Annotated in this window: 19 protein-coding genes and 1 rRNA gene; 16 read left to right on the top strand and 4 right to left on the bottom strand. The window is 40.9% G+C overall.

Going from position 1 to position 25119, the window contains the following annotated elements:
• Window positions 1-250 precede the first annotated feature (250 nt).
• From dnaA to BLR65_RS14960, 8 genes are all read left to right on the top strand, one after another.
• Window positions 251-1918 carry a chromosomal replication initiator protein DnaA gene (gene dnaA, locus BLR65_RS14995; protein WP_093795006.1) on the top strand — a complete coding sequence of 556 codons (1668 nt, stop codon included), beginning with the start codon at window positions 251-253 and terminating at the stop codon, window positions 1916-1918.
• Window positions 1919-2202: 284 nt separating this feature from the next.
• A complete protein-coding gene (gene dnaN, locus BLR65_RS14990; RefSeq protein ID WP_093795005.1) occupies window positions 2203-3330 on the top strand; it encodes a DNA polymerase III subunit beta in 1128 nt (375 codons plus the stop codon).
• An 85-nt stretch (window positions 3331-3415) separates the two neighbouring features.
• Window positions 3416-3637 carry an RNA-binding S4 domain-containing protein gene (locus BLR65_RS14985; protein ID WP_093795004.1) on the top strand — a complete coding sequence of 74 codons (222 nt, stop codon included), beginning with the start codon at window positions 3416-3418 and terminating at the stop codon, window positions 3635-3637.
• Window positions 3634-4731, top strand: coding sequence for a DNA replication/repair protein RecF (gene recF / locus BLR65_RS14980; protein WP_093795003.1), 1098 nt, complete (start codon window positions 3634-3636; stop codon window positions 4729-4731). The genes BLR65_RS14985 and recF overlap by 4 nt, the downstream gene beginning before the upstream one ends.
• A 4-nt stretch (window positions 4732-4735) precedes the next feature.
• The gene (locus BLR65_RS14975) at window positions 4736-5602 is read left to right on the top strand and encodes a DciA family protein (RefSeq protein WP_093795002.1); all 867 of its coding nucleotides are present in this window, start codon (window positions 4736-4738) and stop codon (window positions 5600-5602) included.
• A complete protein-coding gene (gene remB / locus BLR65_RS14970) occupies window positions 5580-5834 on the top strand; it encodes an extracellular matrix regulator RemB (RefSeq protein ID WP_093795001.1) in 255 nt (84 codons plus the stop codon). The genes BLR65_RS14975 and remB overlap by 23 nt, the downstream gene beginning before the upstream one ends.
• A 17-nt stretch (window positions 5835-5851) precedes the next feature.
• The gene (gene gyrB / locus BLR65_RS14965) at window positions 5852-7768 is read left to right on the top strand and encodes a DNA topoisomerase (ATP-hydrolyzing) subunit B (RefSeq protein ID WP_093795000.1); all 1917 of its coding nucleotides are present in this window, start codon (window positions 5852-5854) and stop codon (window positions 7766-7768) included.
• Window positions 7769-8500: 732 nt separating this feature from the next.
• Entirely contained in the window at window positions 8501-9841 is a 1341-nt protein-coding gene (locus BLR65_RS14960) for an acetyl-CoA hydrolase/transferase family protein (RefSeq protein WP_093794999.1), read from the top strand.
• Window positions 9842-9891: 50 nt separating this feature from the next.
• Here BLR65_RS14960 and BLR65_RS14955 read toward each other — a convergent pair whose 3' ends face one another.
• The gene (locus BLR65_RS14955) at window positions 9892-10977 is read right to left on the bottom strand and encodes an FUSC family protein (protein WP_093794998.1); all 1086 of its coding nucleotides are present in this window, start codon (window positions 10975-10977) and stop codon (window positions 9892-9894) included.
• Window positions 10978-11255: 278 nt separating this feature from the next.
• Between BLR65_RS14955 and BLR65_RS14950 the strand changes: the two genes are divergently transcribed.
• Window positions 11256-12248: a beta-ketoacyl-ACP synthase III gene (locus BLR65_RS14950; RefSeq protein ID WP_093794997.1), complete on the top strand. Its 993-nt coding sequence runs from the start codon at window positions 11256-11258 to the stop codon at window positions 12246-12248.
• Window positions 12249-12402: 154 nt separating this feature from the next.
• Here the strand turns inward: BLR65_RS14950 and BLR65_RS14945 are convergent, their stop codons facing one another.
• Complete coding sequence (locus BLR65_RS14945) at window positions 12403-12882, bottom strand: YbaK/EbsC family protein (RefSeq protein WP_093794996.1); 480 nt, start codon at window positions 12880-12882, stop codon at window positions 12403-12405.
• A 154-nt stretch (window positions 12883-13036) separates the two neighbouring features.
• On the opposite strand from BLR65_RS14945, the gene BLR65_RS14940 reads away from it, so the two are divergent.
• The 5 genes from BLR65_RS14940 (at window position 13037) to BLR65_RS14920 (ending at window position 20125) form a co-directional block, all read left to right on the top strand.
• Entirely contained in the window at window positions 13037-13558 is a 522-nt protein-coding gene (locus BLR65_RS14940) for a hypothetical protein (RefSeq protein WP_093794995.1), read from the top strand.
• A 198-nt stretch (window positions 13559-13756) separates the two neighbouring features.
• On the top strand, window positions 13757-15454 hold the full coding sequence (locus tag BLR65_RS14935) for a methyl-accepting chemotaxis protein (protein ID WP_093794994.1): 1698 nt from the start codon (window positions 13757-13759) through the stop codon (window positions 15452-15454).
• 195 nt (window positions 15455-15649) lie between these two features.
• Entirely contained in the window at window positions 15650-17575 is a 1926-nt protein-coding gene (locus BLR65_RS14930) for a PrkA family serine protein kinase (RefSeq protein ID WP_093794993.1), read from the top strand.
• A 19-nt stretch (window positions 17576-17594) separates the two neighbouring features.
• The gene (gene yhbH, locus BLR65_RS14925; protein WP_093794992.1) at window positions 17595-18827 is read left to right on the top strand and encodes a sporulation protein YhbH; all 1233 of its coding nucleotides are present in this window, start codon (window positions 17595-17597) and stop codon (window positions 18825-18827) included.
• Complete coding sequence (locus BLR65_RS14920) at window positions 18821-20125, top strand: SpoVR family protein (protein WP_093794991.1); 1305 nt, start codon at window positions 18821-18823, stop codon at window positions 20123-20125. Before yhbH ends, BLR65_RS14920 begins: the two co-directional genes overlap by 7 nt.
• A 129-nt stretch (window positions 20126-20254) precedes the next feature.
• Here BLR65_RS14920 and buk read toward each other — a convergent pair whose 3' ends face one another.
• Window positions 20255-21322, bottom strand: a complete 1068-nt coding sequence (gene buk, locus BLR65_RS14915) for a butyrate kinase (protein ID WP_093794990.1) — start codon at window positions 21320-21322, stop codon at window positions 20255-20257.
• 87 nt (window positions 21323-21409) lie between these two features.
• On the bottom strand, window positions 21410-22039 hold the full coding sequence (gene ytaF, locus BLR65_RS14910) for a sporulation membrane protein YtaF (RefSeq protein WP_093794989.1): 630 nt from the start codon (window positions 22037-22039) through the stop codon (window positions 21410-21412).
• Window positions 22040-22233: 194 nt separating this feature from the next.
• Between ytaF and gyrA the strand changes: the two genes are divergently transcribed.
• Window positions 22234-24675, top strand: a complete 2442-nt coding sequence (gyrA, locus tag BLR65_RS14905) for a DNA gyrase subunit A (protein WP_093795071.1) — start codon at window positions 22234-22236, stop codon at window positions 24673-24675.
• Window positions 24676-25043: 368 nt separating this feature from the next.
• Window positions 25044-25119, top strand: a 16S ribosomal RNA gene (locus BLR65_RS14900); the annotation flags it as partial.

Here is a 25119-nt window from a genome sequence, read left to right as displayed (position 1 = left end):
ACTGTCAGATGATTTGTTAATATAAAAATACCTAGTTATCAACAGACCTCTGAATAACTTTGTGTTATACCCTTATTTTTATACTTATCCCCAAAAAATTATACTTATTCACAGGTTTATCCACAAGAATTCATAGACCGGCATTACACGCTCGCGGGAATATTATGTACCGCCGATGCATTTTTTTTTCGCCTTAAAGACTATCTGAATAAAAGTTATTAACAGTTGTTGATATGTTTGTGGATAACTTATGTTAATTATTATGATATTTTGTGGAAAACATAAAAAAAAGAAAGGACTGAACAACATTATGAGCGCGGACACTGCTTATATGGCAAGCATTTGGCAGCAGGCTTTGATACATATGAAAAAAGCGTTCATCAAACCACTTTTTGAAACATGGATCAAATCAACAATGCCTCTTTCAATTAAGGGAAATATTATTGAAATCGGCACGCCTAAACAATTTGTGAAAGAGTGGCTAGAAAGCCGCTATGTACCTGTTATCAAAGCTGCCTTAAAAGCTGCCGCTAATAAAGATTTCGATATTATTTTCATTAATATGGATATCGATATGGAGGGTGTCGAAGAAACCTCGCTGCTGGCGATAGAAAAGCAAGCAGCAACCGAAGCTTCACCTGCTACAAATGTGGAAAAATTGGATGCTGAACCTGCTCCTCCGGAAATAGCTGATAAAAATATACCTAATGACGCGATAAATAATGCTGATTACCTAAAAATTCTTGACGATATCGGCGATATTCCCGAAGCTGCCGCTTCTCTCTCAGCAGACACCGCTGCCGCAGAAATAATTCCCCAAACCAATAATTTTAGAGAGAAACAAGAAAAACATCCTGTACAACCCATCACCACTCCAGCACCAGCGGCACCGGAAGAATGTAATTTAAACCCCAAATACGTTTTTTCCACATTTGTTATCGGCAATTCCAACAGGTTGGCGCATGCCGCTTCTTTAGCGGTATCGGAAGCACCAGCTCAAGTATACAATCCTTTTTTCATTTATGGCGGCGTCGGTTTGGGAAAAACTCACCTCATGCATGCCATTGGTCACCGTATTAGAGAAAATAATCCCAACATAAAGGTTGTTTATATATCAAGTGAAAAATTCACAAATGAACTTATCAATTCAATTATTAGCGGCAATCCGGAGAGTTTCCGCCAGCGTTATCGTAGCATAGATGTTCTCCTGGTTGATGACATACAGTTTTTATCGAAAAAAGAACATACCCAGGAAGAATTTTTCCACACTTTCAATACATTGCATGATGCCAACAAGCAGATAATCATTTCCAGTGACCGGCCGCCGCGGGAAATTCAAACCTTGGAGGACCGGTTGCGCTCTCGCTTTGAATGGGGCCTTATTACCGATATTCAACCTCCTGATTTAGAAACACGTATTGCTGTCCTGCGAAAAAAAGCCATGATGGAAAACCTCAACGTTCCTAATGAAGTTATTGTTTATATAGCCAGCCGTATTGAAAACAATATTCGTGAACTTGAGGGCGCACTGATTCGGGTAATTGCCTATGCATCCCTCAATAATCAGCCAATTGATATTGATTTAGCCACGGAAGCACTCAAAGATATCTTCCCGAATGGCCGGCCAAAACAAATCACCACCGATCTCATTCAAGAAATCGTAGCTGGTCATTTTAAAATTAAATTAGAAGATTTATCGGCCAAAAAACGTACTCGTAATGTTGCTTTTCCCAGACAAATTGCCATGTATCTCTGCCGCGAACTAACCGAAACATCCTTACCAAAAATCGGTGAAATATTTGGCGGCCGGGATCATACAACCGTAATTCATGCTCACGACAAAATCAGCAAAGAAAGAAACTCGGATGCCAAACTAAATAATACGATTAAAGAACTTATTAAACGGATTGAGTCTTAAGTGTATAACTATGTTAATAACCTGTCGAATTACTTGTACACAAAATGTTAATAACTTTAATCAACGATTTTTCTGTGAATATGTTGATAACTCGCTATATACTTATCGACATATTACCAACAGGCGTTAGCTGTGTTTCGTCTGCGTTCGACATATTTATCAACATATCAACAGCGCCTACTACTATTACGGCTATTTATTACTATATGCATTAAATAATAATAATATTACCGTTTAATTTTAAAATCTTTGTCTAACATTACAATTGCAAGGAGGCTTTTTCTATGAAAATTACCTGTGCAAAAGATAAACTAAACCATGCAGTGCAAATTGTCCAAAAAGCAGTATCAACTAAGGCAGCACTGGCTATTCTCTCAGGTATCTATATATCTGCAGAAAACGGTAAACTGCAATTACAAGCAACGGACTATGAAATCGGCATAAGCTGCTCAATTGACGCACAAGTAGAAATTCCCGGAAAAATTGTATTATCAGGCCGTTATTTTCAGGAACTTGTCAAACGCCTTCCCGGCGAAACCGTTGAAATTAGCTCTTCGAATGAAGACCGGACAATAAAAATTACAGCAGGCACATCACAATTTAATCTACTGACTCTGCCTGCTGAAGAATTTCCGGTACTAAAGCCGCTAAGTGATAAAATGAGCAGCATTAATACATTTGTCATCAAAGATAATGTTTTACGGGATTTAATCAAAAGAACTGTATTTGCTTGTGCAACCGAAGAAAGCCGACCAATATTTACCGGTGCCCTATTGGAGTTGACCGAAAATGACATCAGGATGGTAGCAACAAACACACATCGCTTAGCCTTGAAAAAGAGCGCAACCGAAAATAGTACTACTGGTAACAACAGCAAAATTATTATTCCCTCGAAAGTATTAAACGAATTAGCCAGGCTGCTGACTTCCGAACTTCCGGTCGATGTATTAATTTGCTGGGAAAAGAACAAAGTATCTTTTAATTTTGAAGACGTTTATCTTGAGTCACGTGTAATCGAAGGGCAATATCCGGATTATAACCGGGTCATCCCACCCGAATTCGGGACAACAGTACTAATTAACACAGCTCTTTTTATGGACGCAGTTGAACGTGTTTCATTAATGGCTAAAGATGGCGAATATAATGTAATAAAATTCCAATTCAACTCTAATGAAGTCATTATTACGTCCAATAACCCTGATGTTGGTAAGGCCTATGAAAGCATCCCTGTATCGACCGAAGGTACGGAAATAACCATTGCCTTTAATGCAAAATACGTAACTGATATTCTAAAAAATATTGGATCGACCGAACTTCAATTTTCACTTAATACACCTTTAAGCCCAGCCAGCGTGCGACCAATCAATGACGAAAATTACAACTACATCATAACTCCTGTCCGTACCAATTAATTGCATGAAGAATAAGCTTATTTCACATAGTATAGTAAATAAGCTTATTTTTTTAGTTAATAGACTTTTCCATGGAGGAAAAACGATGGATCAAATTGAAATATATACTGAGGAAATTAATATGGACCAGCTGCTAAAGTGGGCAGGTATCATTGATAACGGGGCACAAATAAAGCCATTGCTTGCAGATAAACGGATAAAACTTAATGGTAACATAATTTCCGAACGGCGAAAAAAGGTTCGCACAGGCGATGTGATTGATATTAAAGGAATTGGCTGCTGGAGAATTATTACAGGTGAAGCATGAGAGTAAATCGGCTTGTTTTACATAATTTTCGTAATTATGTTAACTTAAATTTAGATTTTTCTGCTAATATCAATGTATTTATTGGTCCCAATGCCCAGGGAAAAACAAATCTTATCGAAGCTTTATATTTAGCTGCTATGGGACGTTCACACCGGACTAATACCGATCATGAATTAATACGCTGGGATCAGGCCGCAGCTAGTATTGAAGTTATTTTTTTTCGTCAAGATGTTGAAAATTCACTAAAAATAAAATTAATAACAAGCCAAAATAAAGAGATACTATATAACAGTCATCCTTTACCGGCCCGGGAAATTGTTGGTTCACTTAATGCAATACTGTTTTCACCAGAAGATTTACTGTTAGTAAAAGGAGCGCCGGCCTTACGTCGGCGCTTTTTGGATAATGAGATTTCCCAGGCTAACCCTGTTTATTACCGGCAATTATTAGCATATAACCGTCTCCTGGGGCAGCGTAACAATCTCCTAAAAAAAATCAGAGACGGCAGGGCTGCTGCTGATTTGCTTTCACCCTGGGACGAGCAACTGGCAGATGCTGCTGCTAATATTACCCAAAAGCGTATGGAGTCAATAAAAAAGCTTACTATGCTGGCTAACCTTCACCATCGTAAGCTTACTGGCAGCCGCGAAAGCTTAACCGTGAATTATTTTCTAAATGGTGCCAGGCAGAACAAAGTGGGGGACCTAAATGGCTGGTATCACGAACAGCTAGAGCAGCAGCGTAAGCAGGATATTTTTAGTGGCAGTACAGGCATTGGTCCGCATCGTGATGATCTTACTTTTTTAGTGAACGGTAAAAATTTGCGTAATTTTGGTTCACAGGGCCAGCAACGAACAGGTGTCCTGGCGCTTAAACTGGCTGAACTGGAATTTATTAAATCGGAAACAGGGGAATATCCTATCTTATTATTGGATGATGTTATGAGTGAACTTGACGTCGCCCGTCGTTCTGAGTTACTCTTATTTATTAGAGAGCGAATCCAGACTTTTATTACCGCTGCCGATGAACAGTATTTTGCCCATATAAAATTTGGAAAATTTTATCATATTCAGGGTGGTATGGTAACGGAGTGATAGGATGTTTCGGATAAAAGATATCGTTCCCAATACACTTAAGTCGCTGGGAATCAACAAGCAATACAATGCTCAGTCAGTTATTGTGCATTGGCCGGAGATTGCTGGCGATGAGATTGCCACACATGCCTGGCCTATATCTATTAAACATGGCGTATTGCTGCTGGCTGTAAATAATCCGGTGTGGAGCCATCATCTTATGATGCTGAAACCCGGAATTATTAATAAAATTAATATGTTTTTACATGAAAAATTAGTGGCGGATATCAGGTTTCAAGCAGGAGATTTAAAAAAATACCAGAATCATGAAGAGGATGAACAGAGTTCTCTTTCCATACGGCCTGCCAAACTGGATTCGGAGGAATTAACTGGTGTATGGGAAGCAACAGAGCCAATCAAGGATATTAATTTAAGAAAAAAATGTTATTATGTATTAATAAAGCAGACAGGCATTGATAAGGCCAAGAAAAAAGCCGGCTGGCAATCCTGTAAACGTTGTAGTGTTCTGGTTCAGCCGGGACAAAATTATTGCAGTGTATGCAGCCTTGAATATAAACAGGAAAAAAAACAGGCAATTATTCAGCTACTTACGGAGGCTCCCTGGCTTTCTTATCAGGAAGCGTCCCAAATTGTTCCCTGTAGCCCCCGCGAGTTCCATACAGGTAAAAAACGCTTGATTCATAAACTCGTCCATGCGTTATTTGAACCTGGTTGGGATAGGCTAAACGAGGCTACTTTAGTCATGTTAATGACGGGAATTAAGCCGGACAGGATTGACGCAACCATAGTCAATACTGTAATTAGTAAGATAAAAGTACGACTTGCGGAAAAAATTAGGAGGAAAAACTATGTTTCTGCATTTAGGCGCTGATACGGTTATCCCCTTACGCAATGTAATTGCAATTTTGGATTTAAGTATTACTAATTCGTCAAATACCAGCGATTACTTAAAAAATGTTAAAGCAAAAAATAAGATTATCGATATTTCCAACAATAGTGCCAAGAGTTTTATTATAACGGATCAAAATATTTATCTTTCGGCAATATCATCGCAGACTCTAAAGAAACGGGCTGGGTATATACCGGTTGGAGATGAGGAATAACGGGGGTTAAGGCAATTATGGAAGATATGAATGATACAACAGTAAACGGCCATTATGGCGCACAGCAAATACAGGTTCTTGAGGGGTTGGAAGCTGTTCGTAAACGGCCTGGCATGTATATTGGCAGCACCTCGGCCAGAGGTTTGCATCATTTAGTGTATGAGGTGGTGGATAATAGTATTGATGAAGCTTTAGCCGGTTTTTGCGACCGGGTGGAAGTTAAGATACTCAAAGATAATAGTATTATAGTTGTTGATAATGGCCGCGGCATTCCGGTAGATATGCATGAAACCGGGAAACCGGCCGTAGAAGTCGTGCTTACCATTCTTCATGCCGGCGGCAAATTTGGCGGTGAGGGCTATAAAGTTTCCGGTGGCCTCCACGGGGTTGGTGTATCGGTAGTTAATGCCCTGTCGGCATGGATGGAAGTAGAAGTCAAACGGAACGGTAAAATTCATTTTATCCGCTTTGAACGCGGCAATACGGTACAAAGTCTCACAATTATTGGTGAAACCGAAGAAACCGGGACAAAAGTTTGGTTTAAACCGGATGCCGAGATCTTTGAAGAATTAGAGTATAATTTTGACACGCTAAAAAGTCGTCTACGGGAACTGGCATTTCTTAACAGGACCCTGACTATTACCCTGGAAGATGAACGAACCGGCGTAAAAAAAGAATTTTATTACGAGGGCGGGATTACGTCTTTCGTTGAACACTTAAATAAAAATAAGGATGTCATTCATCCTAAACCTATTTACTTAAACGGGTCCAAAGAAACTACTTTGGCCGAAATATCTTTACAATACAATGATGGCTATACGGAAAACATCTATTCTTTTGTTAATAATATAAATACCCAGGAGGGCGGCACGCATTTAAGTGGTTTTAAAATCGCCTTAACCCGGTCTATTAATGATTATGCCCGAAAATTTAACCTGCTTAAGGAAAATGATGAAAATCTAAGCGGTGAGGATGTACGTGAAGGTTTAACTGCGGTTATCAGCGTTAAAATACAAGAACCCCAGTTTGAAGGGCAGACTAAGACCAAGCTGGGCAATAGTGAAGTCAGAGGCATAGTTGATAATATTGTTTCAGATGGCCTTAATGAATATTTTGAGGAAAACCCGGTTGTAATCAAGAAAATTATTGAAAAAGCCGTCATGGCATCCCGTGCCCGGGATGCTGCCCGCAAAGCCCGTGAATTAACTAGGCGGAAAAGTGCTTTGGAATCCAGTTCATTACCGGGAAAACTGGCGGATTGTTCAATAAAAGACCCGGATCAGGCTGAAATATACCTGGTCGAGGGCGACAGTGCCGGTGGCAGCGCTAAGCAGGGACGTGACCGCCGTTTTCAGGCTATACTGCCACTGCGGGGAAAAATTCTTAACGTTGAAAAAGCCCGGATGGACAAAATTCTTAATAACGAAGAAATCAGGGCTATGATTACTGCTTTTGGCAACGGAATCGGCGATGAATTTGATATCGAAAAACGTCGTTATGGTAAAATTATTATTATGACAGATGCCGACGTCGACGGTTCTCATATCCGTACGTTATTGTTAACCTTTTTCTACAGACACATGCAGCCTCTGATTCAAAATGGGCATGTTTATATTGCTCAGCCGCCGCTCTATCTTGTTAAAAAAGGGAAAGAAAGCTGGTACCTTTATAGTGACGCCGAAATGGACAACCTGCTTAATAAAATTGGGCGTGACGGCATTAATGTCCAACGTTACAAAGGTCTGGGAGAAATGAATCCTGAACAGTTATGGGAAACAACTATGAACCCTGAAACGAGAACCGTGCTTAGGGTTGACTTGGAGGATGCCATGGCGGCTGATGAGATATTCTCCGTACTGATGGGGGATAAGGTGGAACCGCGGCGTAAATTTATTGAAGATAATGCCAGCAAGGTCAGAAATTTAGATATATAATTACTTAATTTCGATATATTAAGAATAGGCCACAACCTTTAAAAATATTGGGTTGTGGCTTTTTTATAAATATTTTAGATCATGAAAAATTAAAATTTATCTTATGTGTTTATCAGTGCATTTTATGCACTGATAAGAAGGGCTGAAGCAAAATAATATAATGCTAGAGGCGCGGGAAACAGCCATGTAATGGGAAACAGCCATAAGGGTAACATTGGTGCCGAGGGTAACAGCTAAAAGGATAGCAGTGGTGACGGGGATAGCAATTTCGTGGAAAGCAGCCACGCGGACAGCACTGACGATTATCCTCTCTTATTTCTTCAGGGTCATTTTCCCATTCTGACATTTCGGGGGGATCCCATTTCGGCATATTCTATTCCTCCTTCGAAATATCGTAAAAAAGAGTAGGTCATATTTCATAGTATGCTTTTGGGTATGATATGTTCGCGGCTTGAAGAGAAATCAATAGGAAAATACTTGTATTTTATTAACAATATAGCATTGATTGGTTAAGAATTAAATAAAATAATACTATTTTCCCGTCATAGGATAATAAAGGAAAAGGCTTTTTTACAGTCGAACTATTTTAATTTTATAGTTGGTTACATGCAATGTATAAGCATAACGGTTTGAACGGAAAATGATTATGGATAATAAAGCATTATTAATCAGACAGAGAAAAAAGTGGTTTAATCCCTGGAGGTTTGCGATTTCCCGGAAAGGAGCAACAAAGTGAATTATATTCATGAATATCAAGAAAAGCTGCGTACTCCGGAAGCAGCCGTTAAGGTAGTTCAATCCGGAGACTGGGTTGATTACGGTTTTGGTACAAACCAGCCGATATTGCTGGATGAGGCTTTAGCCAAAAGAAAACCAGAATTGCAGGATATAAAAATTCGCGGTGCATTAACATTAAAACCCCGGCAAATCGTAAGTGCAGATCTAAAGCGAGAATGCTTTACCTACTGCAGCTGGCACTTTAGCGGGTATGACCGTCAATTGCATGACCGTAACTTATGTAGCTTTATTCCGATGATTTATCGCAATATGCCACGTTATTATCGTAACGAGCTCGTGGTTGATGTCGCAATGATTTGCGTTGCCCCCATGGATAAACATGGCTATTTCAATTTTTCTTTATCTACATCCGCTACACAGGCCGCATTAGAAACTGCAAAAATTGTAATTGTCGAAGTGAATGAGCAATTTCCCAGGGCTTTAGGTGGTCGGGAAGAATGTATCCATATTTCGGAGGTGGATTATATCGTTGAAAGCAATCAGATTGGTATTCCCGAATTGCCTGTTGCCGTACCGGATGAAATTGACGAGAAGGTAGCAAGGTTAATTGTGGAAGAAGTTGTTGATAGATCAATTCTTCAATTGGGAATTGGCGGTATGCCTAACGCCGTCGGCAATCTAATTGCGGAATCAGATGTTAAAGATCTTGGTATGCACACAGAAATGCTGGTTGACGCCTATTTGGCCATGTACAAAAAGGGTAAATTGACAAATAAGTATAAGCAGATTGATAAAGGCAAAAGCGTTTGGAATTTTAGCGCCGGATCAAGGGAATTATATGACTGGATAGATCAAAATCCTTTTTTGGCCGTTTATCCTGTTGAGTATACCAACGATCCGGCCGTTATTAGGCAACTGGATCATTTTATTTCTGTAAATAACTGTGTGGAAGTGGATCTTTATGGACAAATATCCTCTGAGTCTTCCGGTATCCGGCAAATCAGCGGGACCGGCGGGCAACTGGATTTTGTAACAGGAGCTTATTTATCAAGGGGTGGAAAAAGTTTTATCTGCTTTCGGTCGTCTTATACCAATAAAAAAACAGGGGTTATGTCTTCCTGTGTTGTGCCTACTTTGCCAGCAGGCGGTATTGTGACGGCCCCGCGGACTCAGGCTCATTATCTTGTAAACGAATGGGGCAAGGTAAATCTGGCAGGCTGTTCAACCTGGGAACGGGCAGAAAAGATTATTAGTATTGCCCATCCTAATTTTCAGAATGAGCTTATTCAGCATGCAGAGCAAATGAAAATTTGGCGACGCTCAAATAAAAGGTAATGTAGAAAAATGAATATAGTAATGGCGAAAGTATATTGGACTTCCGCCGTTTATTCTGTAAAATGCTCGGACATACTTTCAAATAAAAGCTTTTTGGCCTGACGTGAGGCCCACTTAATTTCATTAGCGGTTACAGCTACGTCTAACAGGGCATGAAGATAATAGCTGCCGCTGACTTTGGGCTGCCAGTGTTCAATAGCATTGGTCAATATTTCCCAATAATCCTCACTGATTTCTTCAGGCTGGGCTGCGACCTCATGAATGATAACAGAGCGCAGCTTTTCATTGACTCTTGTTATGGTAATACAACCGCTTGACAAGATCTTCAATATTTTTTTAAATTCAGGGCTAATAGGCGGCAGGCCTGCTTGACGCCGCCGTTCGAACCGCTCAGGTAAGAGCTCATAAATACGGTCGGCTTTACCGATTAGTGATTGGTTGTAATCAATAAATTTTTCAGCAGTCGTAAACCGGTTGGTTTGTTCGGTTGTAGCTGAAGTCAGCACATCATCTTCACGCTTGAGGAATTCTAATAATGTACGTGATTGTTTATTCGATTTATGAACAGCTTTCTTTTGTTCCTGGTGTAAAGACGGCTGATCACTCTCAAGCTGAACATAGTCATGAATGGCTTGACAAAAATACTCTACAGCCTGTTGATTGCTTGCCAGCAGTTTTTCTTTAAATTGCTGTTTGTAACGAGGCGGCCAAAGAATAATGTTAACAAACATAGCGACACTGAGGCCGACAAATATTACCCCTGTCCTGGCAAGCGCATGGGGAAGAAATTGTTCGGCACTGGAACTTAGGATAAATAACGCGGCAATAATTCCCATTGTCACATTGCTTTTGAATTTAAACCGAATATGCAGCGATATAAGCAGAATTGTTATAATTCCCATAATTATGGGGTTGCTGCCGAATACATAGCCAAAAGCCAGACCGGTAGTTACTCCCAAAATATGAACCATAATTTGATCTTTGGCCGTTTTTATTGTTAAAAAAATTGACGGCTGCATATTAATAACGGCCGAAACAGCACCAAAAAAAGCTGGTTCTAGATTGATCAGTTTACAAAGAAACATTGTGATAGTTACGGCAATACCTGTTTTAATAATACGGGCACCTAGCTTCATGTAAATCCCCAATCTTTTATTTTGATTGATTTTATAGTGTAATCTATGATAACTTAAATTATAAAATAATTCCATATACACTTTTACTAGTTAACTATATTATCTATGCAGCAAAGGATTTGTACGGTATGTTAATTAGCCTAGAGTAATAGGCCAAATCTGGCGAGAAATGAAGGTAGGGGATTAAAAGGATATTTATGGTATTTATTGTAACTCATTTGTGAAATAATACTTGTGTAAGCTTAATTATGTTTAAGAATGAGCGAGGAGGCTATTGAGTGAAGCATAAATCAGTAGGTATTTTAGGGATAGGTTCTTATGTTCCTGAGCAAGTGGTGACTAATTTTGATCTGGAACAAAGGCTTGATACTTCAGATAAATGGATTGTTGAGCGCACCGGTATCAGGGAAAGAAGGGTTGTAAAAAAAGGTGAGGCTACGTCGGTCTTAGCGACCAAAGCGGCTGAAAAAGCACTGCAGGACGCAAACGTATCTCCCGAGGATATTGACTTGATTATTGTCGGGACAGTTACTCCTGATATGCAGTTTCCCTCTGTTGCCTGTTTGGTACAGGAAAATATCAAAGCTGTCCGGGCGGCCGCCTTTGATTTGACGGCGGTATGTTCTGGTTTTATCTATGGATTGGTCACTGGTAGTTCTTTTATTAAAGCGGGGACTTATAAGAAAGTATTGGTAATTGGTGCGGAGACTTTATCCACGATCACTGACTGGAAGGATAGAAATACAGCTATACTCTTTGGTGACGGGGCGGGTGCTGTTGTTTTAGGTGAAGTAGCTCCAGGCTATGGCATTCTTGGTGTCGATTTGGGCGCCGAGGGAACCGGCGGTCATCTTCTTAAGGTGCCTGCCGGCGGTTCACGTATGCCGACAACAATGGAAACCATATCACAGGGACTTCACTTTACCCATATGGACGGCAATGAAGTGTTTAAATTTGCCGTTAGAACGATGGGGGAAACGATTAATAAAGCACTGGAGAATGCCCAGTTATCTGCTGGCGATGTGAAGTATCTTATTCCGCATCAGGCTAATTTCCGCATTATTCAATCGGCGGCAAAACGGTTAGGTCTGCCAATGGAGCAGGTTGTTGTTAATGTTGATAAATATGGTAATACCTCAGCTGCCTCCATTCCCATAGCGCTTGATGAAGGTGTCAAAAGCGGCAGGGTAAAAGCGGGAGATATTATTGCCATAGCAGGTTTTGGCGGCGGATTGACCTGGGGAGCAGGAATTATCCGCTGGGGCAAATAAATTGATAGATTAATCCGACGAGTATTGCAAAATCCGCTGGTTTCATTGCCAGCGGATTTTTTGGCATTATCAGAAAGTATAACCTTTTTCTGATAATAAGTAAGATTGACTAGAGCTTCTGCCGTGGCACAAGCCGAGTCCTTTTCTTATGCGCTTATTTTACCTGAATGACTTGTCCCTGGGTAATCGTTAGTAATTGGTCCGGTGTAAGTCTAAAAACAGTAAAAGGGGTGCCGGCAGCAGCCCAAACTTCATCATATTGAAAGAGATCTGAATCGATAAAGCATTTTAATTTAGTAGAATGGCCAAGAGGGGGAATACCGCCAATTGCAAAACCAGTGGTTTCTTGTACATAGTTGGCATCCGGGCGGGTTACCGCTTCTCCTAAATACTCTTTCATTTTTTTCTCATTAATGCGATTAGTACCGCTGGCGATAATCAGCAGCGGAGTACCAGAAGTTTTACCGCGAAAAATCATTGATTTGACAATTTGCCCTACCTGGCAGCCGATTGTTTGAGCTGCTTCAGCGCAGGTGCGAGTGGAATCCTGCATGGTAAGAATCTTTAAATCCAAACCATATTGATTGAGTGCAGTTTGTACTTTACTGGCGCTTTTCCCTAATATATTTTCCATAGGGTATCCTCCTGTATATTGGATAACTATATATTATTATACATTATTTCCCATGAAAGCAAAATCTTGATTCCAAAGTTTATAGGGAACTTATGTAATTTATTGTACATATAATATATAAATTTAATCAACATGACAGAAAAGGAGAGAAAACATGAGCGATAAAAAACCTGAAATCTGTCAAGGATGTTGTCAGCTTGAGTTTACAGTACTACCGGCTAATAAACCGCCAGTAATTGATGCGGGATTTTGGGTACAGGCAACGGCAAGCGGGGAAGTATGTGGTGAAGGTAATTGCGGAAGTATTTCCTTATCGGCGGAAGGTTTGATCCCTCAGGGTGTTTATACCGCATGGTTTATTACCGATAGGGGCCTCAGGCCGGCTGCGCCTACTGATGCCGTCTATATGGCAGACGGTCTTGATCCCAACCGCTTGGTTGTAAATAGTGCCGGAATTTTAAATTATTATATCGCGCCATTAAATTTTAATCCTTTCCGTGGGATACCTTTGCCAGGTACTAAAGCACGAGCAATCATTCAGGGAGTTGTTATTGGTTTTAATAGTAACCGGCTAACAAACGGTACTGTTCCGGGAGAATTTAATGTGAATTTTTTTGAACAGCTAACATCCGATCTATGTTTTTCACGCACCGCGACTATGGAAAGCAAAAAATAAAAGGGCAGGTTAATTAGATGGGTGAATATGAAAATGCGAGTAATGTCATATATAGAGATATTACTCTTTTTTTTATAACAATTTTTGGATTTGCTAAAAAAGTTCCCATTCGTGGCAGTAATTGACAGAAATTTCACAAAGTATTATCATATAACTAATTAAGCAACAGAATCTTGTTAGAAAGGAGTGATTCAGGCAATGAGTTATGTAGTAAAATGGCTTACAGGTATTAAAGGGAAGCTAGCATTATGCTTCTTGTTTACCGGTACGGTTCCGCTAATCGGCATGCTGCTGTTAATAACTTTTTTAACTAAAGACCAGTTTTACGGAATTATACTGATTTATATAGTTATATGTATAGTGGCATTATTGCTATGGGCAGTAACAATCGCCAAAAAGATAGCCAGTCCGATTCATATATTACTTACCAGTTTACGGGAAATGTCTGCCGGCGGCGGTGATTTGAGGCAGCGACTGCATATTGCAACAAATGATGAGATCGGCCAGCTAGCCCATAATACCAATAATGTAATGGATAAAATTAACGATTTGGTTAGCGAAATTACGCAAATCAGCGGCAAAGTATCGGAGACAAGTAGATACCTGTCTGAATATACGGCTCAGACAACAGAGTCTATGCGTCAGACAACAGCCAGCATGGGGGAAATAGCGGCAGGTTCTTCTCAACAAGTACATGATTTGGAGCTATGCAGCAAGTCTGCCGGCCATGCCACTATGCAAGTACAAGATATTAATCAGCTTGCCGTACAAACCGCTAAATTGGCTAAAGAGGCCGCTGACAGCGCTTGTGAAGGGGCTGCTCAGGTCAAAGAGGCGATTATTGCTATGACCGGTGTAAAAAATCAAATGGATGTATCGGCAAAAGCCATTCATGGCTTGGCTGACAGGATAGGGCAGATCGGTCAGATTGTCGAAGTTATTACAGAGATTGCGGCTCAGACTAATTTATTGGCATTAAATGCTGCTATTGAAGCCGCTAGAGCCGGGGAACAGGGCCGTGGATTTGCAGTGGTGGCTGACGAGGTGCGCAAACTTGCCGAAAGTTCGCGGCAATCGGCAGAGAAAATAACTAACTTGATTTTTGGAGTACGGACTGAAACAGTTGATACGGTAGCTGCTATTGAGGAGGGAGTTGATAAAGCGCACAAAGGTGAGAAAATGGCCAGTAGCTCAGAAGCAGCCTTAAACCGGATTATCACTATCAGCCAGCAACTTAATGAGCAAGTAAGTAATATGGCCCAGAATACGGCCGAAGTCACAAAAGATATTGAAAATATTGCTGGGAATGTGGGTGAAATAACAGATATTGCCCGACAATTTTCAGGAGCTAGTCAGGAAATCAATGCAGCTAGTGAAGAAGTATTTGCTACGATTGAAAAAATTGCTGCTTCTACCAACGATCTTCATGGTATGGCGCAAAATATGGAGGAAATGACAGCACAGTTTGTAGCTGTTGATGAATTTACCAGAGCTCGGATAAAAGGTAAACTTAACAAGGCGCGTGAATTGCTGCTGAAATATGGAGAGATTTATATTAACAGCAATAATCAACTTATGGTTGGGGAACAAACAATCAATAATAATGACCGGTTGGTTGATGATATCGCGCAGCAAGTGGACGCCGCATTTACAGTATTTCAGGGAAACACCCGTATTGCCACTACCGTGACAACAAAAGCGGGACGACGGGCTACCGGCACCCCAGCCGCCCAATATGTTGAAAAGGCGGTATTACAGCGTGAAAATGAATATATTGGGCGGGCGACCGTTATGCGGCAATGGTATATTGTAAACTATGAACCACTCCAAGATAAAAACGGAAAGACTATCGGCATGCTGTTTGTCGGAGAAAAACAGGGCAACAAAAATAAGTAAGAGAATTAAAAAGCAATGGATGTTACCAAAACATCTATTGCTTTTTTTATTTGTTTAGACAGGCCCAATTTTTCGATTCTCGTAATAAATTAGTAAAAAGGCAGAAGTCTTTTATAACCATTAACATGAGCATATAGACGGATAGTTCAAAATAATTCAGTTTTATAAATAATCAGTAAAAGGAGGCAAGTCAGTATGGCCAACGATTTTGAACATTTAATTAAGCAGGATCGCAGTGAGCATAAACAATATAAATTTGATGGTACATTATTAGATTATTTGAAAATGGTAAAAGAAAGTCCAGGTATAGCGGTCCTGGCTCATCAACGTATGTATGAGCTATTAATCAAGCCTGGTGTCGAAGTGATAAAGACAGAAGAAATACCACGGTTAAAACGGGTTTACGGCAATGACACAATTAAGCGCTATACGTTTTTTCAAAATAAGTTTTTTGGTATTGATAAAAGCATTATGAAGATTATGCGCTATTTTCATTCGGCGGCAATGAAGGGCGAGGAATCCCGCCAGGTACTCTATTTGGTAGGACCAGTTGGTGCCGGTAAATCTTCCATTATGGAAGCCCTCAAGGAAGCACTGGAAATGAGTCCGCCCATCTATGTGCTTAAGGATTGCCCGATGCGCGAAGAGCCATTGCACCTTATCCCTAAACATCTTCGTCCTCAGTTTGAAGAATTACTGGGAGTAAGAATTGAAGGCGATCTGTGCCCAATTTGCCGTTATCGCTTAAAGCATGATTATAATGGCGAATTTGAACGATTTCCAATAACAACTTCGGAGTTTTCTATCCGTTCGCGCAAAGGAATTGGTGTCGTTCCGCCAGTTGACCCGAATAACCAGGATACATCGGTTTTATCGGGGTCTGTTGATATTTCCAAACTTGACCTTTATCCGGAAGACGATCCACGGGTATTATCGCTAAATGGTGCTTTTAACGTGGGAAATCGTGGAGTTGTCGAATTTATTGAGGTATTTAAAAATGACGTGGAGTATCTCCATACAATGATTACGGCCACTCAGGAAAAATCCATTCCCTCGCCGGGAAAAGGCGCGATGATTTATTTTGACGGGATTATTTTGGCTCATTCGAATGAAGCCGAGTGGAATAAGTTTAAATCAGATCATACCAATGAAGCGATTTTGGACCGAATTGTCAAGGTTGAAGTTCCTTATTGCCTGGAATTGGATGAAGAAGTCAAGATATACCGCAAAGTCTTGAAAAACAGCAGTTTTGATGCTCATATTGCCCCCCATACCATTGAAGTGGCATCCATGTTTGCGATACTCACCCGTCTGGCTGCTTCTTCTAAAGTGGACCCATTCACTAAATTGAAAATCTATAATGGTGAGGAAATTGTAGAAAAAGGATCAACCAAAAAAATTGATATCATAGAGCTTCGTGATGAAGTTTTGCGTGAAGGGATGACCGGCATATCCACCCGTTTTATAATGAAAGTGCTGGATACTACTCTGTCTGAATCTGAGTTTAATTGTATTAATCCGATTGCAGTTATTGAGAACATGGTGAAAGCGACCAAAGAGTTAGCCATTGCTGAAGATGAGAAGAAACGATATCTTGGTTTTTTACAAGACACGATTAAAAAAGAATATAATAAAATATTAGAGAAAGAAGTTACCAAGGCATTTATTCACGGTTACCGGGAACAGGCTGAAAGTTTGTTTAATAATTATCTTGATCATGCCGAAGCCTATGTAAATGCCACCAAACTAAAAGATGTCAATACCGGGGAGGAATTAGAGCCGGATATCAAATTTTTGCAGTCCATTGAGGAACAAATCGGTATTACCGGCACCGCTGCTCAAGGATTCCGCCAGGATGTTACTTCTTATATGTTTTCGATTATGCGTAGCGGCGGTAAGATTGATTATAAAAGTTATGAACCTTTAAAGGATGCTATTGAGAAGAAGTTAACCGCTTCGGTCAAGGAACTTTCCCGGATTATTACCCAGGCAAGAGTTCGCGATAAAGAGCAGGATGTTAAATTTAATGCCATGGTCGAGGCTATGCAAGATAACGGATATTGCCCGCATTGTTGCAATGTAGTCCTAAAATACGCCGCTAATAATTTATGGAAAGACTAGGAGACAGCGGAGGTAACCGATGGCAATTTTTAAAGAAGGACGTACCGGACAGTCAGACCGTTCACAATATGACCGTAAGCGCCACCGTGAACTTGTGGAAGACGCCATTAAGCGAAACTTGGGTGAAATTATTGCCGATGAAAGTATTATCGGCCAAAGCAAAAATAAAAAAATAAAAATACCTATCCGCGGAATCAAGGAGTATCAGTTTATTTATGGTAAGAATAATGGGGGAACAGCAAGCGGCACTGGCAAGGAAGAACGTGGCCAGGTTATCGGTCGAACCAACAGCCAGCAAGAAAAAGGGATAGGCCAGGCCGGCAGTGACCCGGGGGAAGATATTTATGAAACCGAAATCACTATGGACGAAATTATCAACTATATGTTTGAAGAAGCGAAGCTGCCGGATTTAGAACGTAAAAAATTTGCCGTTCAGGAATCAGAGCATATCTTTAAAAAATCCGGTTATCAGCGTAAGGGGATTCCACCGCGCCTGGCCAAAAAACGGACCCTGGTCGAAAAGCTTAAGCGCCAACAAGGTCTGGTCAGAGAAAAACGCTGCAGTCAAACTTACTCCGAAGATGGTCAGCCGGTACGGGCGAGAGTGCCGTTCCGAGAAGAGGATTTAAGATATTACCGGGTAAAGGAAGATATTCGCCGTCATTCTAATGCCGTCGTTTTTTGTATTATGGATGTATCAGGTTCCATGGATCAAACCAAAAAATATTTGGCACGCACGTTTTACTTTTTATTATATCAATTTTTACGCTGGAAGTATGAGCAGGTAGAGGTAGTATTTATTGCCCACACGACGGAAGCGAAAGAGGTCAACGAACGGGAATTTTTCCATCATGGTGAATCAGGAGGGACAATGATATCCAGTGGCTATGCCAAGGCATTGGAGATTATTGAACAGCGGTACAATCCTACAGTTTGGAATATTTATGCTTTTCATTGTACTGATGGTGATAATTGGACCGAGGATAATCCGCGAACCATCGAAAAGGCAAAAGAATTGGCCAACGTCTGTAACTTGGTAGGTTATGCCGAGATATTGGCTAATTATGGTTACGGTATTACCATTCGCCATGAGTTGGAGCAAAAAGTCAAGAAAGAAAACTTTATTATTGTATCAATGGGGCGAAAAGAAGATATCTGGCCGGCCCTTAAGCGAATATTGGAAAAAGAATCGGAAGCGGATTTAGATGCCGGATCTCAAGCCGGACCCGAGATCAGAGGTGATGCATGGTGACGGCGGACTATACTCTGAGCGAGCTTCAAAATTGGAGTGATAAAATTGAAAAGCTGATAGAACATATTGGTTTAGATTGTTATGAGCAACAGTTTGAAATTTGCAGTTATGAAGATATGCTTTGCTATGAGGCATATGTGGGAATGCCTTCCCATTACCCCCACTGGAGTTATGGCAAGGCTTATGAACGGCAAAAAACTTTCTATACGTATAACCTGACAGGCTTGCCATACGAGATGGTGATTAACTCTGATCCCTGCATTGCTTATCTTATGCGTGATAATACCTTGTTGCTGCAGATATTAACCATTGCTCATGTGTATGGGCATAATGATTTCTTTAAAAATAACCGGTTGTTTAAAGAAAATACCCGGGCGGAATTAACGGTCGAGATGTTTAAAAGCCATGCTGGCCGGGTTAGGGATTATATTGCCGATCCTAGTATTGGACCCAAAAATGTTGAGCGCATATTGGATGCCGCTCATGCACTGCGGTTTCAAATCAGGCGGCAGGGAGAAGGTAAACTGCCCACAAGAAGCGAACTGGCTAAAGAAGATCCGAATGAAGTGCCAGACCGGTTAAAAACTGATTTATTGGGATTTTTAAGCGAACGGGGTAAGCTTGCTGCTTGGGAAAAAGATTTGGCTAGTATTGTGAGAGAAGAATCTTTTTACTTTTTGCCACAGCTGGAAACCAAGATTATGAATGAGGGTTGGGCTAGTTATTGGCACTATCATATTCTCCAGCAATTAGACTTACCGCAAGGACTGTATCTCGAATTTTTGCAGCGCCATAATCTTGTCGTCAGACCGCATCAGGGACAAATTAATCCCTATTTTATCGGATTTAAAATGTTTGAATATCTGGAAAAAAATAATGGGCAGGAAAAAATATTTGAAATTCGTGCTCAAGAACGGGATCAGTCTTTTCTGCGGCGTTTTTTAAACAAAGAATTATGCGAAGAATTGTGTCTATTTAATTACAAAGTGCGGGGAATCGATATCGTCGTTACCGAAGTCGCTGATGAAGAAGGCTGGAAGGTCATTCGTAATGAACTGGCCAATTCGGTTGGTTTGGGGATGGTGCCGGAAATTCGGGTGCAAAGTGTAGAAAATGGGGTACTCATATTGGAACATGTTTTTGATGGACGGGAATTAGAAATGAATTATACGAAAGAAACAATTAAATATGTGGCTGAGCTATGGGGCAATAAAGTAGATTTAAAGACTAAACTTTATGATAAAGATAAAATTGTTCGTTGTACGGAAGATAAGATTGTTTCTGTTTGGGATGCATAAACCGGGAAACCCCTGAGTTAAGCTTTGCTCAATTCAGGGGTTTCCTTAGCACGTTGTTAGCTCTAGATTGATATAAGCTCACAAAGCAGTTAAGGCTTCTCGCCAAAAGGCACGGGGCGGACAAGTAGTCTAATAAAGTTTTGCATTTTCTTCGCCGATAAGTACCCGGTAGGCTCCCTCAGCCAGTGCCCGGAGCTCATCTTCACCAGGCATGACAATTACCGGCGCGATAAAGCCAATATATTCTTTGAGTTTGGAGGTAAGCTGATCAGAATAAGCGATACCCCCAGTAATAATAATATAGTCAACATTGCCGCATACGGGTACGGCGGCCGCCGCAATACTTTTGGCGATTGAATAAATCATAGCGTGATAAACCAGTTCTACTTGTTTATCCCCGGCAGTAATCCGGCGTTCCACCTCCCGTACGTCATTGGTGCCCAGGTGGGCTACTAAACCACCTTTACCGGCTATCATTGACGAGATAGTAGTAAGATCAAGTTTTTCATTAATAATTTTTTCGGCAAATTGTTTGGCTGGCAATGTACCGGCCCGTTCCGGTGAAAACGGACCTTCTCCGTCAAAGGCGTTATTCACATCAATTGCTTGTCCAAAAGTGTGGCAGGCAATGGAAATACCGCCGCCAAGGTGCGCAATAATAAGATTAAGACTGTCGTAAGAACGGTTAATGCTTTTAGCAAAACGCTTAGCTACAGCTTTTTGATTGAGTGCATGAAAAATACTCTTACGGGTAATTCCCGGACAGCCTGTAAGCCTGGCTACAGGTGCTAACTCGTCAACAACAGCAGGATCGACAATGTAGGCGGGGCAGCCTCCTTCTTTAGCTAAAAGGTCCGCAATAATCGCGCCAAGATTACAGGCATGAGCACCATAACGATTATGTCTTAAATCATCAAGCATAGCCTGGTTAATCTGATAAGTCCCACCTGCCATTGGTTTTAATAAGCCGCCGCGGGCGACAACCGCAGATAAATCTTTAGCATGCAAATTTTGATTAGCCAAAAAATTTCTTATCTGCTCCAGACGAAATGCAAATTGATCTGTAATTGTGGGAAATTGGGCAATTTCTTGGGCACTATGGTCAATGATCTGGGTAAATACATTACTGATGTCCTGATATAAACCGATTTTAGTAGAAGTAGAACCGGGGTTAATTGTCAAGATATTAAATGGCATAAATAACCTCCATGATAATTATAGTATTAGCTCTATTGTATTATTATTAGCAAAAATTGTTAAGTATCAGTAAAAAAATCGCCTGGTTTAAACCAGACGTAAGAGGCCCAGAATGATCAATATAGCACCGGGAATGTAAGAAAAGCGTTTTTTTAGGTTATCGGAAGCCAGTCGAGATGCAGCGTAAATGCCGATAGCAATCAAAAAAACCTGAATAAAGGCCATGATTGCCGGTGTATAGATAGGAAGCGGTTTAATTAAGGCAGCGGCAAAAGTGGCAACCATATTGTCAATTCCCAAGGCCAGCCCAAGCAGAACAGCTTCAGAGGTACTGATTGAGTGGGAGTGATCCATATCAGCCGTTTCCGGATCAGCCATAATATTAATTACGATTCGTCCAATACGAAAAGAGAAGCTGGCACTGTTTACTTGCGGACAGCAAGTGTTTTTCTTGGACAGATATTCCTGAAGTATATTCCAGGAGCCGATAGCTATTAATAGCATCGACCCGGCAGTAATAGCAAAAAATGTGTTAATAAATGAACCAAGGTAACAGGCAAGGGCCATGGCTATTCCAGTGCATAAAGCCGTAATTACGCCAATTACAAGTAATGATTTGACTGGTAATTTTATTGTTTTTAATCCATAGGCAGCCCCAGCGGCAAAAGCATCAAGGCTGACAGCAAATCCTAGCAATAATACATAAAAAAGATGCATGAACCGAGCGCCTCCTGTTTGCAATAAGATTGATTGATCTTACGTGATAGTATATGCGGGCGGCAAAATTCGGTTACTGACAGCCAAAAGTAGATAGTTTTGCAGTTTAATTAAGTTCTTGCAGGATTTTTTTTCGCAAATGGGGAAAATATAGTAGAATGTCGAATTATTGAGGTGGTTTTGTGCAAGAAGGTTTGGATTTTGGATTAGGCAAAGTTTTGCCTGTCAAAATTGAAGAGGAAATGAAGAATTCATATATCGATTATGCGATGAGTGTTATTGTTATGAGGGCGTTGCCTGATGTCCGCGACGGCTTGAAGCCGGTTCACCGCCGGATACTTTACGCTATGCATGAGGCCGGGATGGCTTCTAACAAACCCTATAAAAAATCGGCCCGTATTGTCGGTGAAGTTTTAGGTAAGTATCATCCTCATGGTGATAGTTCGGTATATGATGCCATTGTTAGAATGGCACAGGATTTTTCCAGCCGCTATATGATGGTAGACGGGCATGGCAACTTTGGTTCAGTAGATGGCGATTCAGCAGCGGCTATGCGTTATACAGAAGTACGTATGGCGCGAATTGCCGAAGAAATGTTGGCTGATATTGAAAAAAATACGGTTGACTTTGTTCCCAACTATGATGAATCATTAAAAGAACCGGCAGTTCTACCGTCTAAGGTGCCTAATTTATTAATTAACGGCTCATCAGGCATTGCTGTTGGCATGGCTACCAATATTCCTCCTCATAATCTCGGGGAAGTGGTTGACGGCCTTATTATGATGATTGACAACCCGGACGTGACCATCAACGAATTAATGATGGCCATAAAAGGCCCCGACTTTCCTACTGGAGCTTTGATCCTTGGCCGTGAAGGTATTCGCCAGGCCTATACTACCGGACGGGGCAGTGTCAAAATCCGGGCACAGGCCAGGATCGAAACTATGTCTAACGGGAAGCAACGCATCATAGTAACCGAGTTGCCCTATCAGGTCAATAAGGCAAGACTTATTGAAAATATTGCCGGGCTTGTCCGCGATAAGTCTATTGACGGCATTACTGACCTTCGCGATGAAAGTGATCGGAAGGGAATGCGGATAGTCATTGAACTTAGACGGGACGCGAATGCTGATGTTGTTTTAAACCAACTGTATAAGCATACGCAAATGCAAGATACATTTGGTGTCAATATGTTGGCTTTGGTCAATGGGCATCCCAAAGTGCTTACTTTGCCGGAGGTTCTGCGATATTATTTAGAACATCAAAAAGATGTAATTATTCGTCGTACTAAGTTTGAGCTAGATAAAGCACGGGCTAGGGCTCACATTTTAGAAGGCTTAAAAATCGCATTAGATTATCTGGATGCCGTAATTAGTACAATTCGGCAATCCCAGACTCCGGAAATTGCTAAAAATGCATTAATGGATAAATTCGATTTAAGCGAAAAGCAGTCCCAGGCAATTCTGGATATGCGTCTTCAACGCCTAACCGGCCTTGAACGCGAAAAAATCGAAAATGAATACAAAGATATTTTGGAGACAATTGAGTGGTTGGAAAGTGTGCTGGCAGATGAGCACAAGATTATGAATATTATTAAAGACGAATTATTAGATACAAAAAAAAGGTTTGCTGATGAACGCCGCACAGTCATTACCAGCGATGTATCCAAAATGAATATGGAAGACCTTATTGCAGAAGAAGACATCGTCATAACCTTAACACATCAAGGTTATATCAAGCGGTTGCCTGTCGACACTTACCGCAGCCAGCGGCGGGGCGGCAAAGGTGTAACCGGAATGGGGACCAAAGAAGAAGATTTTGTTGAACATTTATTTGTAGCAACAACACATCATAATCTTTTGTTCTTTACCAGCAGGGGACGAATGTATCGCTTAAAAGGCTATGAGATACCGGAAGCCGGTCGCACCGCTAAAGGGACAGCTATAGTCAATCTGCTTCAAGTGGAAAAAGACGAAAAAATAACTGCTGTCATTCCAATTAAAGAATTTAGTGCCAGACGTTATTTGTTTATGGCAACACAGAAAGGCATTGTCAAAAAATCCGAGTTGCTTGAATTTGATACTGCCCGCAAAGGCGGCCTGATTGCTATTTCCCTGGATGAGGATGATGATTTGATTGGCGTAAAGCTAACCAACGGTGAATGTGATATCATCATGGGAACCCGGGATGGCAAAGCAATTGTATTCCATGAAGATGATGTACGGATCATGGGTAGAACCGCGCATGGTGTAAAAGGGATAACTCTGGATCATGATGACCAGGTTGTGGCTATGGATGTTGTGAAAAAAGATGGCGAAGTACTAACAATAACCTCAGAAGGTTATGGAAAACGGACAGCGGTTAGTGAGTACCGGGTGACTGGTCGCGGTGGTAAAGGTGTTATCAATATAAAACCAAATTCAGCTGAAAAAATCGGTTATGTTGTTGGTATAAAAGTCGTTAAACCAGGACAGGAACTAATGCTGATTACCAGCGACGGCATCGTAATCCGGATGGAGATTGATACAATATCTGTTACTAGTCGTAGTACGCAAGGCGTAAAGGTGATGCGTACAGAAGAAAATGATCAGGTTGTTGCCTTGGCAGTTGTTGAAAAGAAAGCTAATAATGATTAAAAAGGTAAGCGTCTCGATTTGCGGGGCGCTTTTCCTCTTGTGTTGCAAATAGAAGAATTGCTATTGACACAAGTACACGATACATGATAAGATAGGCAAGCTGGTTCGAAGAGAGGAAAAACAGACGAACCCGCATATGAAATACAGTAAATACCAACAATAAAAGATGTTGACACGGTGAAAAATACGTGATAACATATATAACTGTCGGCTCTACAAAACGAAACGACGATGTTCCATGAAAACTGAACAATGTAAGTAATGCATCAAAAGCCAGATGTGCGGTTGAATTATCATTTGTGATAATTCAACGTCAATAAATAATTTCTTGATTATAAGAGCCAACAAATGGCTTCATAAATAAAACTTTTATGGAGAGTTTGATCCTGGCTCAGGACGAACGCTGGCGGCGTGCCTAACACATGCAAGTCGAACGGGGAGTTA

Source organism: Sporomusa acidovorans, assembly GCF_900101845.1.
Classification (GTDB): domain Bacteria; phylum Bacillota; class Negativicutes; order Sporomusales; family Sporomusaceae; genus Sporomusa; species Sporomusa acidovorans.
The sequence above is the reverse complement of the archived record's forward strand: the minus strand, read 5'-3'. Positions and strand labels throughout refer to the sequence as shown.

Excerpts from the sequence above, each read along its gene's own strand:
- gyrB (WP_093795000.1), top strand. The coding sequence starts at position 5,852 with ATGGAAGATATGAATGATACAACAGTAAACGGCCATTATGGCGCACAG.
- buk (WP_093794990.1), bottom strand. The coding sequence starts at position 21,322 with ATGCCATTTAATATCTTGACAATTAACCCCGGTTCTACTTCTACTAAA.
- BLR65_RS14955 (WP_093794998.1), bottom strand. The coding sequence starts at position 10,977 with ATGAAGCTAGGTGCCCGTATTATTAAAACAGGTATTGCCGTAACTATC.
- BLR65_RS14975 (WP_093795002.1), top strand. The coding sequence starts at position 4,736 with ATGTTTCGGATAAAAGATATCGTTCCCAATACACTTAAGTCGCTGGGA.
- BLR65_RS14935 (WP_093794994.1), top strand. The coding sequence starts at position 13,757 with ATGAGTTATGTAGTAAAATGGCTTACAGGTATTAAAGGGAAGCTAGCA.
- yhbH (WP_093794992.1), top strand. The coding sequence starts at position 17,595 with ATGGCAATTTTTAAAGAAGGACGTACCGGACAGTCAGACCGTTCACAA.
- ytaF (WP_093794989.1), bottom strand. The coding sequence starts at position 22,039 with ATGCATCTTTTTTATGTATTATTGCTAGGATTTGCTGTCAGCCTTGAT.
- dnaN (WP_093795005.1), top strand. The coding sequence starts at position 2,203 with ATGAAAATTACCTGTGCAAAAGATAAACTAAACCATGCAGTGCAAATT.
- BLR65_RS14985 (WP_093795004.1), top strand. The coding sequence starts at position 3,416 with ATGGATCAAATTGAAATATATACTGAGGAAATTAATATGGACCAGCTG.
- BLR65_RS14945 (WP_093794996.1), bottom strand. The coding sequence starts at position 12,882 with ATGGAAAATATATTAGGGAAAAGCGCCAGTAAAGTACAAACTGCACTC.
- remB (WP_093795001.1), top strand. The coding sequence starts at position 5,580 with ATGTTTCTGCATTTAGGCGCTGATACGGTTATCCCCTTACGCAATGTA.
- dnaA (WP_093795006.1), top strand. The coding sequence starts at position 251 with ATGTTAATTATTATGATATTTTGTGGAAAACATAAAAAAAAGAAAGGA.
- recF (WP_093795003.1), top strand. The coding sequence starts at position 3,634 with ATGAGAGTAAATCGGCTTGTTTTACATAATTTTCGTAATTATGTTAAC.
- BLR65_RS14920 (WP_093794991.1), top strand. The coding sequence starts at position 18,821 with ATGGTGACGGCGGACTATACTCTGAGCGAGCTTCAAAATTGGAGTGAT.
- BLR65_RS14940 (WP_093794995.1), top strand. The coding sequence starts at position 13,037 with ATGAGCGATAAAAAACCTGAAATCTGTCAAGGATGTTGTCAGCTTGAG.
- BLR65_RS14930 (WP_093794993.1), top strand. The coding sequence starts at position 15,650 with ATGGCCAACGATTTTGAACATTTAATTAAGCAGGATCGCAGTGAGCAT.